The organism is Myxococcus eversor (assembly GCF_010894455.1).
Classification (GTDB): domain Bacteria; phylum Myxococcota; class Myxococcia; order Myxococcales; family Myxococcaceae; genus Myxococcus; species Myxococcus eversor.
Window position 1 is genome coordinate 214,276 of sequence record NZ_JAAIXY010000018.1, and the last position, 14,988, is coordinate 229,263.

Sequence of the window (14,988 nt, forward strand, 5' to 3'; positions counted from 1 at the left end):
AAGACACAGCTCGACGGGCCGCCGCGCCACACGTGTCCGAACCCACCGTGAACACAGACGCGCATCACTGACTCACGCGGAACACCGGGAGCCACGGCGGAAGAGGGGACAGTGGCAACACCCACCGTCCCCTCCGCTTCACGCTACTGCGTGTACCCGACGGTGAGCACCGCGTTCGTCGAGTCCTTCACGAACAGGTACTGCATCCCCGTCTGCTCCAAGCTGAAGCGCAGCCGGAGCTGCGTCCTGCCCGTCTTGTTGATGGAGGACAGGCCCGCGTCGCTGAAGTCCCCCGAGGCCTTCGCCCCGCTCGCGAACTTGTCGATGCTCGCCACCGCGCTGGCACCGGCCGCCGCCGCCCAGTCCGCCACTTCCGTGGACGCCGCGTTGAACGTGCCCGCCTTCACGTCGATGACCACCGTGTTCCCCGACGGCGTCGACCACGGGTCTCCCGAGCCCGACGAGTAGTTCACCGTGAGGTACGCCCGCGTCACCGTCGCCCCATCCGGCAGGCTCGACGTGTCGAACGAGAGGAAGGAGCGGTTGAACTTCCCATCCGTCCCGCGCCCCAGCGCCAGGTTCGTCAGCGTCCCCAGCGCCACGCCGCTGCCGTCCGCGTTCGCCTTCAGATATCCATCCTCCGCCGCGATGCTGGCGAAAGTCGCCGTCGTGGACGTCGGCGTCCCCGTGTTGTTCACCGTGACGCTCGTATCGTTGTCCGTCGCCTGGTTGCCCGCGGCGTCATACGCCCGAGCCCCCAGCGTGTGCGCGCCGTTGCCCACGCCCTGGCTGTTCCAGGTGAACTCGTAAGGCGCCGCCGAATCTGTCGCCACCGGGCTGCCGTCCACCAGCAGCTCCACCCGCGCGACACCCACCGCGTCCGACGCGCTCACCACCACCGTCACCGCGCCGCTCACCGTCGTCCCGCTCGCAGGAGACGTCACGTTCACCGCGGGCGGCGTGGTGTCACCGCTCGGCTCGCCACCGCCGCCTCCGACGATGCCGAAGAACTTCGCCTGGTGGTACACGGCGCAGATGTTCATGTCCGTCACGAACCCGCCCACCGAGCCACACGCCGTGGTGCTCCCGGGGAAGTTGTACTGCGCGTCGAACGCCACCGCGTGACCCATGCCGGTGATTTCCCACGTCTCGACGAGGGCCCGGCCCGCGCCATCGCGGTAGACCTTGTGCGGGAAGCCCGACACCGTCTCCGTCGTGTCAGGCGTCTGGTCGATGCCGTGCACGTTGGTCCACTGCTCCATCGCCTCGGTGCCGTTCATCGGCCGGACGGTGAAGTCGCTCGTCCCGTACCAGATGGACACCGGCGGACGCGGCCCCGTGTAGCCGGAGTAGCCACTGCGCGCCAGGTCACCCCACGCCGCGGGCGTCTTGTCCGCGCCCGGGCTCATGCACGAGAACGCCGCGTTCATCGACGTGGCGCACTTGTACGGCCCGCCCGCGTTGATGGCTCCCGCGGAGAAGACATCCGGATACGTGGCGAGCAGCGCCGGAGCCATGTACCCACCGGCCGAGAAGCCGACGACGTACACCCGCGACGCATCGATGGAGTACGCCGCCTTCATCGCGTCCACCATCTGCTTGATGGACAGCGCCTCGCCCGAGCCGCGCGCGATGTCACCTGGCTCGAACCAGTTGAAGCAACTGGTGGCGTTGTTGCCACTCGATTGCTGCGGATACACCACGTAGAACTTGTAGACGTTGGCCGCCGCCGTCCAACCACTCGCCTCCATGCCCGTCGCGTTCTGCGTGCAGCCGTGGAGCACCACCACCAGCGGCGCGTTCGCCGGTACGCCCGTCGGCACGTGGCGATACATCGCCAGGTTGCCCGGGTTGCTGCCAAAGCCCGTGACCTGCGTCAGCCCCTGCTCGGACTCTGCCAGCTCCGGCTCGGACCGCACGGAGGGCTCCGCGTCGAGCCCACCACAGCCCAACACTCCCGCGAACAACCACGCGGCGAGGGTGAATCGAGAACACGTCGAAGTGAAGCGAGGACGCTGCGAGGACATGGTGCCTCCCGGGCCGCCATGGGGGGAAAGGACGGCCACGGGCCGCAACGTGACTCCCCCGCACTCCCCGGGTTCAAGGCGCGCCGCGTCGCCTCGACGGTGAAATCTGAACCAGGATTCATTTTATGCACCGCGTCGAATTTCCATGAAACATGAACCATTCTTCAGTTCACGCTTCACTCGGGAATCCGGTACCGGACACGGCACTGCCCGAAACGCCGAGCCAACGTCCTCCGTTTGGCGCGAAACAACCGACCTTGGCGGAAGGTGACTCGGCGCTGCCCTGCGTCCGTCAGGCCGAGGGACGCTCGGCGGCGAGCCGCTCGGCCACGTCCAGCACGCGGGCCTCCACGCACACGCCATCCAGGTGGTTCGCCTCCACCAGACCCGTGGGGCTCGTTACGTTCACCTCGGTGAGGTAGTCGCCGAGCACGTCGATGCCCACGAGCAACAGGCCCCGCTTGCGCAGCTCGGGCTTGAGCCGCTCGCAGATTTCCAGGTCGCGCGCCGTGAGCACCGCCTTGTGGGGCGTGCCACCAGCGGCCATGTTCCCCCGGTGGTCATCGCCGGACGGCACGCGCAGCACGCCGCCCACCGGCTCTCCATCCACCAGGAGGATGCGCTTGTCGCCCAGGCGGCTCTCCGGGATGTACGCCTGCGCGACGACGGCCTCGCGGCCTCCCTGGGTGAGCAGCTCCACGGCCGAGCGCGCGTTCCGGTCTCCCTTGGACAGGAAGAGGATGCCCTTGCCGCCGAAGCCGTCGATGGGCTTGAGGATGGTGCCCTGCTCGTTGCGGGCGATGAAGTCCAGCAGCACCGGCAGCTCGCGGGTGATGCGGGTGTCCGGCATCAGGTCCGGGTAGCGCAGGGCGAAGAGCTTCTCGTTCGCGTCGCGGATGCCCGCCGGGTCGTTGATGTAGACGGGCTTGCGGCCCTGACACAGCTCCACCAATTGCGTGGCGTGGAGGAACTCCGCGTCGACGGGCGGGTCCTTGCGCAGGAAGAGCACGTCCAGCTCCGACAACGGCCGCGCCTCCTCGTCGAGCACGTCGAAGTGCCGCCCCGGCTCCCGGCGCACCGTGACGTGGCGCATGCGCGCCTCCGCGCAGCGGCCGTTGAAGCGCAGCCACCCCTGCTCGAAGTAGAGCACCCGATGGCCGCGCTGCTGCGCCTCCAGCATCAGCGCGAAGGTGGAGTCATGGTCCACTCGCACTGTCTCGAGCGGGTCCATCAGGAAGCCAATGGTGAGCGCGGCCATAGTCTCGTCGCAGGGGGTTGAAGGGGGCGCGACGATAACAGGACCGCGCGTCACATCCCCAGCACCACCGCGACGCGGTCAACCCTCGGGATACCCATCCAGTCGGAAGGCGGTGGTCTCGCCGGCTTTGATTTCAACCTGGAGGGGGTATTTCTTCTGCCGGGGGCCGATGATGCTCAAGGTGTGGGTGCCCGCCGGCACCACCATGCCCAGAATGGGCGTCGTCCCCAGCTTCCGCTTCCCCAGGAACACGGGCGCGCGCTGGCTGCCCACGATGAGGGTCAGCTTGCCTGTCTGCCGCGAGGGCTTCGTGGCGACAGCCTGCTCCGGCTTCGCGCCCGCGTCTTCGTCCGCCGGAGGCTTGCCCTTCTCCGGCTTCTTCGTCGACGTCGCGTCCGCCAGCGTGCCCGCATCCGGCTCCTGGTAGATGGGCAGTCCCGGGTCGAACCGCTTCAGCTCCTGGGTCGGCGTCTGCTCCACGACGGGCGTCATCGTCTCGTCCAGCGCGCTGCTCAAGCGCACGGCGCCATAGGCGCCTCCCCCGAGGATGGCGAGCAGCACCAGGCCCCACAGGACGTTCGAGCTCCGGCGCTGTCCCGACGTGAGGTCCGTATCCGCCGGAGGCTGACCCGTGGCGGACTTCACCGTGGACACCTTGCGGGAGGCCTTCTTGAGCTCCTTGGCGTCCGGCACCGACGAGTTGCCCGTCTTCGGCGTGGCCTGGTTCTCGCGCACCGGCAGGTACGGCCCGTCATCCCCCCGCAGGGCGCGCTTGGCGGCCTCCAGCATCAGGCTGTTGGCGGTGCCGTCCGCGCTCTCCAGCAGCGCGCGCGTGGCCGCCATCCGCTCCGTGAACAGCTCCTTCATCAGCGAGCCGCGGTGGTCCGCGTCCTGAATCAGCGAGCCCGCCGCGGCTTCAATCGCCCGCGCCATGTCCCGGCCGTTGGCGAAGCGCTTCTCGCGGCTGCGCTCCAAGGACTGCATCACCACCTTGGAGATCTGCTCGGACACGTGCGGCGTGACGTGCGAGGGCCAGGGGATGGGCGCCTCGAGAATCTTCATCATCTCATCGCGCTCGGTGTGTCCCGCGAACAGGCGCGCGCCGGTGAGCATCTCGTGCATCATCACGCCCACCGAGAACAGGTCGCTGCGGCCATCCAGCTTGTCGCCGCGCACCTGCTCTGGAGACATGTATCCGGTGGTGCCCTTCACCGTGCCCGCGTGGGTGCGCTCCAGGCTGCCCTTCGCCTTGGCGATGCCGAAGTCGAGCAGCTTCACCATGCCGTCGTACGTCACCATGATGTTCTTCTGGGCGACGTCGCGGTGGATGACGGGGCTGGGCTCGCCCGAGGGCGCGGTGAAGGTGTGCGCGTAGTACAGCGCCATGCAGACGTCGCGCGCCACCGACAGCGTGAAGCCCAGCGGCACCGGCTGCCTGGCGCGCAGGCACGCGCTCGTTATCTGGTTCAGGTTCTGCCCGGCGATGAACTCCATCGCCAGGTAGAGGCCGTCCTCCTCCTGCCCCAGGTCGAACACCTGCGCGATGTTGGGGTGGTTGAAGGCCGCGGTGATTCGCGCCTCGTCCAAGAACATCCGCTCGAACTGCTCGTTGTCCCGAGCGTCCGGCAGGATGCGTTTGACGACCACGTATTTACGGAAGCCACCCGGACCCGAGGTGAAGCCGAGGAACAGCTCGGCCATGCCACCCACGGACAACTGCGTGACGACCTCGTACTTCCCGATGCGCTCGCCGCGATAAAAATCGATGGGTGCAACCTCCACGACAGCGCCCCGACACCGGAGCAGCACCACGACAGAGGATAACAGGCTTGTAGGGCGCGGACGTGCGGTGAGTATCCACCGTCACGCCCGGTCGCCCCCTCGTCCACTGAAGACCTGTGGATGGCCTGTGGATAGTGGGGGTGGGGTTGTGGAGAAACGGTGGCGTGGATCAGCCCCTGTGGAAGGCCGGGGGAAACCGTCAGTTTACCCACATGTAGCATCGGCCAAATTCGTCAGTCATCCCGCGAGCTTGCTGACTTATCCCCAAATCCGAGCCCTCTACTTCTTCCACCATTTGATCAATACCTACATTAAGCTTTTGAAGAAGCAGCAGGCCGCTGGGGACAACGCCTGTGGACGGGTGCAACACGGTTGTAGACTGATGAGCCGTGCGCGCGTTGACCTTCATGTTCTGGCTGTTCGCCACCCAGGCCTGGGGCGCGGAACCTCCGTTGGGGCGCGCCGAGCAACAGTTCGATGCCCTGGAGTTCGATGCCGCCGCCGCGTCCTTCCTGGAGGCCCTGGAGGGCCCTGGGACGCGCGTGGAGCGCCTTCAGGCATGGCGGGGGCTGGCACTGGCTCGCGCCTTCATGGGGCAGCGCCAGGAGGCCCAGGAGGCATTCGAGGTTCTTCTCCTCCTGGAGCCCTCGGCGCAGGTGAAGGACTCGCTGGGGCCCAAGGTCCAGGTGCCGTTCCGCGCGGCACGGGCCGCCATGGAGGGCCAGCGGGCCACACTCACCGTGACGCGGCTGCCGGATGGCCGGGTGTCGGCGGTGTTGGCGCAGCCCCGGAAGGTGGCCACGGAGGTGATGGTGGCGGTGCGCCTGCCGGGCGCGGCGGGGTTCTCCGCGGCGGTGGGCTCGCCGTCGGGGCCGGTGTCCGTGAAGGCACCTCCCGCGCGCGCCGTGGAGGCCTACGCGGTGGCACGGGACGCCGGAGGCCTCGTCCTCTTCGAGCAGGGCAGCCCGCGCGCGCCGCTGCGGCTGGAGGCCACCGAGGTCCTGCCGGCGGCGGTGGCCTCGGCGCGTGACGCGGCGACGTTCCCCACGGCGGAGACGGTGGTGGAAGAGGCACCTCGCCGCGCCCTCTGGCCCTATGTCGTGGGCGGGGTGGGCCTGGCGGCGGCGGCGGGAGTGGTGCTGGGCGTCGTGCTGACGCGGCCGGAGTCGCTGGCGCTGCCGGCGGCGGACCGCACGGAGCGGCTGCCATGAGCATCCGGATGCCGCTGAGAGCTGTCTACATGAGCGCCCGGATGCCGCTGACGGGGCTGCTGCCATGAGCACCCGGATGCCGCTGAGGGCTGTCTACATGAGCGCTCGGATGCCGCTGACGGGGCTGCTGCCATGAAGGCCCTGATGCCACTCAAGGGGCTGTTGCTGGTGGCGCTCGTGGCGCTGGCTGGCTGCGACAAGAGCACCGCGCTGGTGCCGCCCGACCTGTGCCAGGGCGTGGTGTGCCCGGACGCTCAGGCGTGCGTGGAGGGCAGGTGTCTCGCCACCACGTGCCAGGGCGTGGCCTGTGGCTCCGGACGCGTGTGCGAGCTGGGCGCGTGCGTGGAGCCCTCGTGCCTCGGGACGGCATGCGCCGACGGCGAGGTGTGCCGCGGAGGCACGTGCCGTCGCGTGGGCTGCGATGCGAACACGGCGTGTTTTCCCACCGAGCGCTGCATCGGCTCGGAGTGCGTGAGGGATGGCTGCCTGGGCGTCGCCTGTCCCCAGGGCACGGTGTGCCGCTCCGGCGGACAGTGCCGGGGCGTGTTGTGCACGGCGGACTTCTCCTGCGCATCCGACGAGCGCTGCGGCGCGGACGGCCGCTGTGTGTCGAACGCGGGCTGCTCGGCGGTGAGCTGCCCCGCGCAGCAGGTGTGTCGCGAGGGCGCGTGCCAGGCGCTGTCCTGCAACACCGTGGCGCAGTGTGGCCCGGGCGAGGTGTGCCGCGCCGGTGCGTGCCTGTCCGCCACGGAGGCGTGCGCGGCCGTGAGCCCATGTGCCTCTGGCCAGGTGTGCCGCGCGGGCACGTGTCAGTCGGTGGCGTGTGGCGTGGGCAGGCCGTGTCAGGGCCTGGAGGGCTGCCGCTCGGGCGCGTGCGAGGGCCCCGTGCGCGCCGAGTCTGGAAGCCTGGCGCCAGCGGCGGGGGTACTTCCCATCGGGCCCGGTTCCGTGGGCCTGGGCGTGGGAGGGCCTCCGGCGAGCGGACCCACCCACACGCTGCATCCGGGGGCCACGCCGTAGGGAGCGGGGCGGCTCAGGAGTGGACTTCGCGCAGACGCTCGAGGAGCCGGGGCAGGTGGGCGAGCAGCTCGCGGTCCGTGTGCTCCAGCGCGTTGCGCAGCACCTCCAGGTCCTCCGCGTCGCGCTCCGCGTTCACCATGCGCTGCAGTCCGCGCAGGCGCTGGTTGCGCAGGACGAGCCGGGCCAGGGTGTCCTCGAGCTCCTCCGCGAGCGCGTCATCCAGCTCCAGGTCGCGGCTGATGAGCTCACGCAACTGCTCCACCAGGTAGGTGAGGTCCCAGGATTCTTCGTAGCCGGCCCGTCGAGACATCTTCGTTCACGTATCGCCGGGCTCAGCCCAGCGCTCGAGCGCGCGTGAGCCCCGCCAGGGTCAGCCGCGAGCGGGATGGGTCCATCTCCACGGTGACGTGGCAGCCATCCAGGTCCAGGTTCAATGCATATGGCTCCGACATGGGCAGCAGGAGGCTTCGTTCCTGGTGTGCCAGCGAGGCCATGCGAAACAGCTCCGAGAGCAGGGCCTGCCGCACATCCTGAGGCAGGCCATCCACGCTGCCTTGCAGCCCGCGTGGGATGAGCACGGTGAAGGCCTGGGAGGATTGCGAGCCCGTGTCCGAGACGGAGGTCATGCCGTCCCCGACTGCTAGAACCGTACCCTTCTGTGATCCAACTATTCCGCGCGGTTGCAGTGGGTCAGAGACGACCATCTGAAAAAATCACAGGGTTTCGAGTTCCGCTGGCTGAAGTGTCTGCGGGGAAGCGGGCCGTTGGTGGGCTCGCCCGCCTCCATTCCCCGAGGGGACGAGCATTCCGTTCGATGTTCAGCTCTCCGGTGAGGCTGCGACCTCCTGGCGATGGACGAAGTCACGAGTGTCAGCGTGGGTGACGCATCCGACGCGGTGTCCCGGTGCTCACGGAATGCGGCAGCAGATGGCGTAGGCGGTGGGAGCGCTGGTGCTGTCGGCGTGGCTGCGGCAGCGGTAGCCGGGCACGCCCGGGGTCTGCGTGGCGCCGCTCTCCAAGGTGACGCCCGTGGGGTTGAAGGCGACGCCAGTGGGCGCTTCCTCGAGTCCGCTGCAACCGCCGCCCATCAGCGTCTCGCCCGTCGCGCACCAGGCGATGGCGGCGCGGGTGTCCGTCGAATCGTTACCGGTGGCACTCTTGTAACCGCATGACAGCGCGGGCCTGGCGTGCGTGTGGTCGGAGCGCGCGGCGACTCGGGCCGAGCCGTTGGTGCCGCCCGCCGTCGGGAAGCTGACGCGCACGGCGAGGGGCGTGCCGGTGGCGATGAGGCCGTCTCCATACGTGGGCGCGGGCGCGTCCAGCTTCGTCTTGTCCGCGGCGGACATGAAGCCCGCCGTCGTCGCGGTGGCGTTGGCGTGGGTGTGGCTCACGGGCGCGAAGGTGTTGGCGGCGCGGCCCTCCAGACGGATGCTGTCACTGGAGCGCAACGCGAAGGGCACCGAGGCCATGCGGAAGCGCGGCGTCAGCTCCGACTGGCTGGCGAGCGCGACGCCCAGGTGCATCTCCGAGCGCCGCACCAGGTCATCCCCCAGCGCCACCGAGGAGCCCAGCACCACCGCGTAGTAGCCATTCGTCACCGGCACGGCCAGGTGGTTCTCCTGCCACAGCGGGGCGCCGCCCACGGGTGAGGCGTAGAGGGTGAAGGTGAGGTCCTGCGGAGAGCTCTCCGGGGTGCCGTCCGCGCGCACCAGGCGCCCCTGGAAGGTCATCGTGCGCGGCACGTCCTGCGCGAAGGCGGGAAGGGCCCACGGCGCGAGCAGGGCCAGGACGAGCACGAGGGTGGGACGCGAGGACATGGGGGACTCCCGATGGAGGACGGACGCGAGGGAGTCTACAGGCGCGAGCGTTCAGCAGCCGAAACGGGCGCGTTCCCCGGGGCCCGTGGGAGGGCGGGTGGCCGACAGCGCCGTCAGGCGGACCCCTCGCATCCTCCGGGCCTCGGGACTATACGCGGGGGCAGGAACACGGGAGGCACCCATGGCACGCGCGACGAGAGCAGGCGGGGTGGGGTGGGCATTCATCCTGTGGGCGACGGTGCTCGGTACCTGTCTGACGGCATGTCGCGAGCCCCCTCCCCTCGTCGGCGCGGAGGGCCGGCTCCGGCTGTCGCTGTCCCGGCTGGACTTCCCCCCCGCGTATCCCGGCGGGGTGCGCGAGGCGGAGGTGCGGGTGCTCAACGCGGGGCGTGCTCCGCTGGACGTCACCTGGACCTCGGTGGAAGCGCCCTTCTCGCTGGTGGACGCGCTGCCCGCGCGCGTGGGGGCGAGCGAGGTGCCGGTGCGGCTGCGCTTCAGCCCCCAGGCCCAGGGCACGTACGAGGCCCGGCTCATCGGCACCGCGTCGGACGGAGGTCGCGCGGAGCTGGTGCTCGCGGGCGAGGCCCGGCCGACGCCGGAGTGCCAGGCGGTGGTGTGCGCCAGCGCGGTGTTCGACCCCGTGTCCGAGCGCTGCGTGGAGACGCGGCTGCCGGACGGCACCGGGTGTGACCCGGGCAATGCATGCCTCTCCATGGCCACGTGTCAGCAGGGCCGGTGCAGGGGCCTGGAGCGGCCGTGTGACGACGCCAACGCCTGCACCACGGACGTGTGCCACGCGCTGGATGGGTGTCGCGCGGTGCCCGCGCCGCCGTGTCCCGGAGCGGGGGCATGCCAGGTGGGCACGTGTGATTCGAAGCTCGGTTGCGGCCTGGCCGATGCGCCGGACGGCACCTTCTGTGGCACGGAGCGCGGCTGTGACGCCGCCGACGTGTGCGTGGAAGGCGCGTGCGCGCGGCGCAACCTGCCGGACGGCTTCGTCTGCGCGGCGGCCAGTCCGTGTCAGGCGGAGGGCCGTTGCCGGGGGCCCGTGTGCGAGCGCCCCGCCGCGGTGTCGCTGGAGCCGGACTGGATTCTCGACGCGGCCGTGCGGGGGGTGAATCTGCATGACCTGCTGGTGGGGCCCGAAGGAGACGTGACGCTGGCGGGCTTCTACGCGTCCGCGCTGCTCGACGCCGCGGCCCCGGTGCCCATGCTGAGCGGCGACGCGGCCCGGCGCTGCATGCTGTGGAATGACCGGCTCCTGTGCATGGACCTGCCGGAGGACGGCACGGTGTCGCTGGTGGAGCGCTACACGGGCGCGCCCCGGTGGACCTTCAACTTGTCGCGAGCACGGCCAGACATCGCGCAGCGCACGACCAGCCTCTTCCTCGCGCGGCTGGCGGTGATGGCTCCGGACCGGCTGGCGGCCCTGTTCGAGGCCTACCCCGCGGGGCTGAACCGCGAGACGTTGTGTCGCATGTACTTCCTGGTGGTGCTGGACGCATACGGACAGATGGTGTCCGCCCAGGAGCTGAGCGACCCGCTGCTGTCCGAGTGCAACCACCCGCACCCCTTCGGTGTCGTCTCCGATGCGCTGGGGGACTTGTATGTCTCCTTCTCGCAGACGGTGAACGTGGGGGCGCCACTCCAGGCGGGCGCGCCCTCGCTGATGATGGCCTTCTCGTCCGACGGGGTGCCGCGCTGGCGCAAGTCACAGTCGCACCGCGCCGGAGAGCTGGCGGTGGTGGACGGGCTGCTGTTCCAGGAGCGCGCGGCGCAGGCGCTGCTCACGGCGGATGGCTCGGTGGCGGCGAGCATTCCCCAGCAGTTCGGCCGCCTGGTGGCGACTCGGGGGCGACTGGTGCCCAGCGCACCGGGCACCACCGTGAATCCGAACGACGGCGGCTCGCTGCCCATGGCCACGCAGCTGAAGGGCTTCGAGCTGCCCTCGCTGAACCCCGTGTGGACGTATTCGGTGCGCTCGGGGCAGCAGCTCACGACGAAGGAGCTGCGGCTCGCGTCCTGGCCGGATGCGCCGGGGCGGCCACCCCGGACGCTGGTGCTCACGACGGCCACCAACGGCAACAACGACCAACTGCTGGTGGGCGTGGGCATGTCGGACGGCGCCGAGGCCTTCCAGTGCCGGCTCGACTACTCGGCCCTGACGACTCCGCAGTTGATGGAGCTGGCACCCGGGGCCCTGGTGCTGATGGACGGGGCCAACACCTGTGGCGAGTGTGACCCACCTTTTGCCTACAGCCAGGCCCGCTTCCAGCGCTTCCCCATGCCGGGCCTGCTGCCCGCGAAGGAGCCCTGGCCGGGGACTTTTGGCGGCCCGGGCCATGACCACCACGAGGGGGCCGACCACTGACGTCAGAGGGGGCGGGCCCGAAATCCGAAGAAAATAAAAAGGGCATGTCGAGGAACCGGAAGTGGCTTCGACGTAGGGCAAAAGGTCGGCACCCTCCTGGTGTCGCCCCCTACCGAGGATGCCCCCATGAAGAAGATCACCCCGTTCCTGATGTTCAACAACCAGGCGGAAGAGGCGGCGAAGCTCTACACGTCGGTGTTCAAGAACTCGAAGATGGTCTCGGTGAACCGGGGCCCGGACGGCGCGGCCACGTCCGTCACCTTCGAGCTGGAAGGTGAGACCTTCCTGTCGTTCAACGGCGGTCCCTACTTCAAGTTCTCCGAGGGGATTTCGCTCTTCGTCGACTGCGAGACGCAGGCCGAGGTGGACGCGCTGTGGGAGCAGCTCGCCGCCGGTGGAGGAAAGCACAAGCCGTGCGGCTGGGTGGAGGACCGCTTCGGCGTGTCCTGGCAGATCATCCCCCGGACGCTGATGCAGTTGATGGGGGACAAGGACCCGGCGAAGGCCGGGCGGGTGGTGCAGGCGATGCTCAAGATGCAGAAAATCGACATCGCCGCCCTGGAGCGCGCCTACGCGGGCAACTGAGGTTCTCTCGTCCCGGGAGGCACGGCGTCGCCCTGGCGCCAGGCCTCGTAGTGGATGCGGGCCAGGGGGGCCCGTCGCGACACCGGCCCCCCGCCGCCGAAGGTCCCGATGATGTCCACGCGCTCTGTCGCGTCCGACGCGGGGTGGATGCGGAACTCCACGCCGCGCCCGAACGGCGGCAGCACCAGGCCGCGCCAGCGCAGCGTCTGGCCGCGCAAGCGGATGCCGCCGTCCTCCAGGACCGACACGTCCAGCTCCAGGTCCAGGCCGTGCTCGACGAAGACCTCGTGGAGTCGGCCGTCGCGCAGGACGAAGTCGGAGTCGAATCGTCGCAGCACGCCGTCGCAGTACAGCTCCCGGACGAAGTGCATGGAGCCATCCGCGCGGCGGAAGGTGAGGAAGCGTCCGGGGAAGGCACGTGCCCCGTGCTCGGAGAGGCCCTGGCCGGACAGTCGGGTGGCGACCCAGGCGAACAGCCGCGCCGTGCACGAGGAGAAGGTGACAGAGGCGCGCGCGCTCCACGCGCCCGGGTTGGCATAGAAGCGGATGACGCGCGGGTCCACGCGGCCCAGGTCCGGACCCAGCACCGCCGCGAGCAGGGGCCAGACATCCGAGGGCCGCGCGCGCTGGCCTCGATGCACGGCCTTCACGCCGCGACGGTAGACACTGGCCGCCGTCCACGCGGTGAAGAAGCTCGCGAGCAGCAACCACGCCGTGCGCCGTTCGTCGACGAGGCCCGGGGCATGACGCCAGCGGGGCAGACACAGCGCGCGCAGGGTGGAGAAGGCGTAGTGGCGCAGCAGGCTCCAGCTCGCGCTCACCATGCGCGACAGGGACAGCGCCAGTCCGTGGGCAATCGCCGTCTCACCCGGGACGGCCCCCGCGAGGGCGGGCTGGTCGAAGAGGCGCGCGCCGAGCGTCATCTCCACGTGCTGCACCAGCAGACGCCACAGGGGCTCGTGTCCGTGGGCGCGGGCTTCTTCGAGGAAGGCCGCCTCATGGCCCACGTCCCGAGCCCGGGCCACGTCCCGCATGTGGGCTTCAATCCAGCGCTCGTCACGGACCTCCAGCGGGAGGTGCTCCTCGCAGGCGCGCGCATAGGACGCCCACTCTGGAGTCCGGGGCAGGCCTCGCTCATCCACGGGCATGACGGCCGCGCCCAATCGCGCGAAGGGTTCCGACACTCCCCAGAAGCGACCGAGTGTCACCGCGCTCGCCGCCAGCACATGCACCCGAGCCATGCGGCACGGATGCGAGCGATAGAAGTCCGAGAGCAGACCCAGCGAGAGTCGGCAGGCCCGGTGTCGGAGCGCGAAGTTCCGCAGCGCTCCGAGCGACGCATGGGGCAGGGCCGTCCGCGCTTCATCGAGCTCCTCCGGATGGAGCCGTGCCTGCGCGTGCACCTGGAGCAGGGCCTCCAATTGAGAGTCCCCGGGGTGGAGCTCTCCGGAATGAAGCAGGGCCTCCAGTTGCGCATCCGCGAGCAGGGAAGCTTCCGAACGGAGCAAGGCCTCCAGTCGTGCATCTCCGAGTGGGAGCGCCGTCGTCGAGTTCATCTGGGACACGGTGCTCTCCACGTGCGTGCCGAATCGAGTCCGACGCTGATGACCGGGATGAACCGCCACGGCCCTGTCGCTCATGACGACACCTCCACAAGTTCTCCACAGGGTTTTGACGTGGGGGACGAACGCGCCGCGCCCGGTGCCGGCGACCTGCCAAGCAGTCGCGCGACGACGAACAATCCAAAGCGCCAGCGAGAGCGGCCTCGTGCCGGAGCATGGTCATCCCCCGCACACCACTGCCGCAGCGTCTCGAAGCCCCACTCCGTGCCCAGCCTCATCACCGGACGGAACAGCAGCGCGTCGAGCACCTCCCCCACCACGCCGTACCGCGCGCGGTAGTCGAACACCGTCTTGAAGAACGTCCCCTCGGGCCTGCGCTCGTAGAGCCACACGCCACGGCCGCGGAGGATGAGACTCCGCCAGTCCTCCGAGCCGAACTCGAACGTCGAGCGCACGTGCGGCGTGTTCGCCAGGTAGCGACCCCACCCGATGATTTCGAGTCCGAAGCCCAGGTGCGTCCGGTAGTCCATCAGGTGGAACCCCCGCTCATCGGCCTCCGGCAGGTAGCGGATGGACGTGAAGCGCACGTCCCACGCCGTGTGCAGCTCTGGCTCTTGCGTGCGCTCCCACACCATCTCGACGGGCGCGGGGATGAGCACCTCCACGACAATCCTTTGGAGTAAAGGTTGTCGCGATGGAGCGGCCACGGGCCGCCGACGGAAGGCGAGCCACCGCGCCAGGTCCTTCACGAAGACGACCAGCGCCGTCACCCCCATCACCGTCATCAGCGTGCGCAGCGCCACCGGTACATCGGGCGGGTCCACGCGCAGGCCCGTGGGAAGGAGCCAGTCTCCCCATACCGTCTGGAAGGTGGCCATGAGGTACAGCCCCACCAGCACGCTCAGCACCACGTGCATGAAGTACTCACCCCGGGGGACACCGCCCTGGAACGCCCGGCTGTCGCGCTCCTCCCAGACGTCGCCGAGCGCGACGAAGATGTCCGCGGCGTACAGCACCGCGAGCAACCCGAGCGCCCACCCCTGGAAGCGCACGTGCGACACCCAGAGGAATTGGAGCGCGTAGATGAGGTGACGCGCGGTGTGCCAGAGCACCTCGCGCTGACACTCGGGACGCTCCTGGAGCCGGCCGCGCCAGAGGTGGAAGTAGAGGACGTCGAAGGTCCCCAAGAGGCCGATGGCGAGCAACAGGTAGAAGGCGACGTGCATGATGCACGGGCCTCAGTGCAACGCCACGGCCAGCGCCTCCCAGCGATGCAAGCCTTTGAAGCGCCAGGGATTCAGCGGATTTGACGCAAGTCCCCGTCAACGCCGTGGACAGCCCTGACAACCCGCGTT

General features: G+C 69.5%; 12 protein-coding genes. 4 read left to right on the forward strand and 8 right to left on the reverse strand.

Annotated elements, in window-relative coordinates; genetic code table 11:
- Positions 1-143: 143 nt before the first annotated feature.
- The 3 genes from G4D83_RS32095 to G4D83_RS32105 all read right to left on the reverse strand — a co-directional run bounded on the left by G4D83_RS32095 (position 144) and on the right by G4D83_RS32105 (position 4,986).
- Positions 144-2,027 (reverse strand): extracellular catalytic domain type 1 short-chain-length polyhydroxyalkanoate depolymerase, encoded by a 1,884-nt coding sequence (locus tag G4D83_RS32095; RefSeq protein WP_163868662.1) that lies wholly within the window; start codon positions 2,025-2,027, stop codon positions 144-146.
- A 292-nt stretch (positions 2,028-2,319) separates the two neighbouring features.
- Positions 2,320-3,285: a glutathione synthase gene (gene gshB, locus G4D83_RS32100; protein WP_163868663.1), complete on the reverse strand. Its 966-nt coding sequence runs from the start codon at positions 3,283-3,285 to the stop codon at positions 2,320-2,322.
- 78 nt (positions 3,286-3,363) lie between these two features.
- Entirely contained in the window at positions 3,364-4,986 is a 1,623-nt protein-coding gene (locus tag G4D83_RS32105; protein ID WP_163868724.1) for a protein kinase domain-containing protein, read from the reverse strand.
- Positions 4,987-5,456: 470 nt separating this feature from the next.
- On the opposite strand from G4D83_RS32105, the gene G4D83_RS32110 reads away from it, so the two are divergent.
- Together G4D83_RS32110 and G4D83_RS32115 are read left to right on the forward strand one after the other, a co-directional pair.
- Complete coding sequence (locus G4D83_RS32110) at positions 5,457-6,278, forward strand: hypothetical protein (RefSeq protein WP_163868664.1); 822 nt, start codon at positions 5,457-5,459, stop codon at positions 6,276-6,278.
- 132 nt (positions 6,279-6,410) lie between these two features.
- Positions 6,411-7,298 carry a hypothetical protein gene (locus G4D83_RS32115; protein WP_163868665.1) on the forward strand — a complete coding sequence of 296 codons (888 nt, stop codon included), beginning with the start codon at positions 6,411-6,413 and terminating at the stop codon, positions 7,296-7,298.
- 13 nt (positions 7,299-7,311) lie between these two features.
- Here G4D83_RS32115 and G4D83_RS32120 read toward each other — a convergent pair whose 3' ends face one another.
- The 3 genes from G4D83_RS32120 to G4D83_RS32130 all read right to left on the reverse strand — a co-directional run bounded on the left by G4D83_RS32120 (position 7,312) and on the right by G4D83_RS32130 (position 9,115).
- The gene (locus G4D83_RS32120) at positions 7,312-7,608 is read right to left on the reverse strand and encodes a hypothetical protein (protein WP_163868666.1); all 297 of its coding nucleotides are present in this window, start codon (positions 7,606-7,608) and stop codon (positions 7,312-7,314) included.
- 22 nt (positions 7,609-7,630) lie between these two features.
- Entirely contained in the window at positions 7,631-7,924 is a 294-nt protein-coding gene (locus G4D83_RS32125) for a hypothetical protein (protein WP_163868667.1), read from the reverse strand.
- Positions 7,925-8,206: 282 nt separating this feature from the next.
- On the reverse strand, positions 8,207-9,115 hold the full coding sequence (locus G4D83_RS32130) for a hypothetical protein (protein ID WP_163868668.1): 909 nt from the start codon (positions 9,113-9,115) through the stop codon (positions 8,207-8,209).
- Between the two features lie 181 nt (positions 9,116-9,296).
- On the opposite strand from G4D83_RS32130, the gene G4D83_RS32135 reads away from it, so the two are divergent.
- On the forward strand, positions 9,297-11,486 hold the full coding sequence (locus G4D83_RS32135; protein WP_163868669.1) for a tenascin-X: 2,190 nt from the start codon (positions 9,297-9,299) through the stop codon (positions 11,484-11,486).
- A gap of 126 nt (positions 11,487-11,612) precedes the next feature.
- Positions 11,613-12,071 carry a VOC family protein gene (locus tag G4D83_RS32140; RefSeq protein ID WP_163868670.1) on the forward strand — a complete coding sequence of 153 codons (459 nt, stop codon included), beginning with the start codon at positions 11,613-11,615 and terminating at the stop codon, positions 12,069-12,071.
- On the opposite strand, the gene G4D83_RS32145 is transcribed toward G4D83_RS32140, so the two are convergent.
- Positions 12,056-13,711: a DUF4166 domain-containing protein gene (locus G4D83_RS32145; protein WP_163868671.1), complete on the reverse strand. Its 1,656-nt coding sequence runs from the start codon at positions 13,709-13,711 to the stop codon at positions 12,056-12,058. The two genes, G4D83_RS32140 and G4D83_RS32145, sit on opposite strands and share 16 nt — an antisense overlap.
- On the reverse strand, positions 13,708-14,859 hold the full coding sequence (locus G4D83_RS32150) for an SRPBCC family protein (protein WP_163868672.1): 1,152 nt from the start codon (positions 14,857-14,859) through the stop codon (positions 13,708-13,710). Before G4D83_RS32150 ends, G4D83_RS32145 begins: the two co-directional genes overlap by 4 nt.
- Positions 14,860-14,988 lie beyond the last annotated feature (129 nt).

Coding starts and splice junctions, on each gene's coding strand:
- G4D83_RS32130 (WP_163868668.1), bottom strand. CDS start 9,115: ATGTCCTCGCGTCCCACCCTCGTGCTCGTCCTGGCCCTGCTCGCGCCG.
- G4D83_RS32095 (WP_163868662.1), bottom strand. CDS start 2,027: ATGTCCTCGCAGCGTCCTCGCTTCACTTCGACGTGTTCTCGATTCACC.
- G4D83_RS32115 (WP_163868665.1), top strand. CDS start 6,411: ATGAAGGCCCTGATGCCACTCAAGGGGCTGTTGCTGGTGGCGCTCGTG.
- G4D83_RS32105 (WP_163868724.1), bottom strand. CDS start 4,986: ATGGCCGAGCTGTTCCTCGGCTTCACCTCGGGTCCGGGTGGCTTCCGT.
- G4D83_RS32125 (WP_163868667.1), bottom strand. CDS start 7,924: ATGACCTCCGTCTCGGACACGGGCTCGCAATCCTCCCAGGCCTTCACC.
- gshB (WP_163868663.1), bottom strand. CDS start 3,285: ATGGCCGCGCTCACCATTGGCTTCCTGATGGACCCGCTCGAGACAGTG.
- G4D83_RS32140 (WP_163868670.1), top strand. CDS start 11,613: ATGAAGAAGATCACCCCGTTCCTGATGTTCAACAACCAGGCGGAAGAG.
- G4D83_RS32135 (WP_163868669.1), top strand. CDS start 9,297: ATGGCACGCGCGACGAGAGCAGGCGGGGTGGGGTGGGCATTCATCCTG.
- G4D83_RS32150 (WP_163868672.1), bottom strand. CDS start 14,859: ATGCACGTCGCCTTCTACCTGTTGCTCGCCATCGGCCTCTTGGGGACC.
- G4D83_RS32145 (WP_163868671.1), bottom strand. CDS start 13,711: ATGAGCGACAGGGCCGTGGCGGTTCATCCCGGTCATCAGCGTCGGACT.
- G4D83_RS32120 (WP_163868666.1), bottom strand. CDS start 7,608: ATGTCTCGACGGGCCGGCTACGAAGAATCCTGGGACCTCACCTACCTG.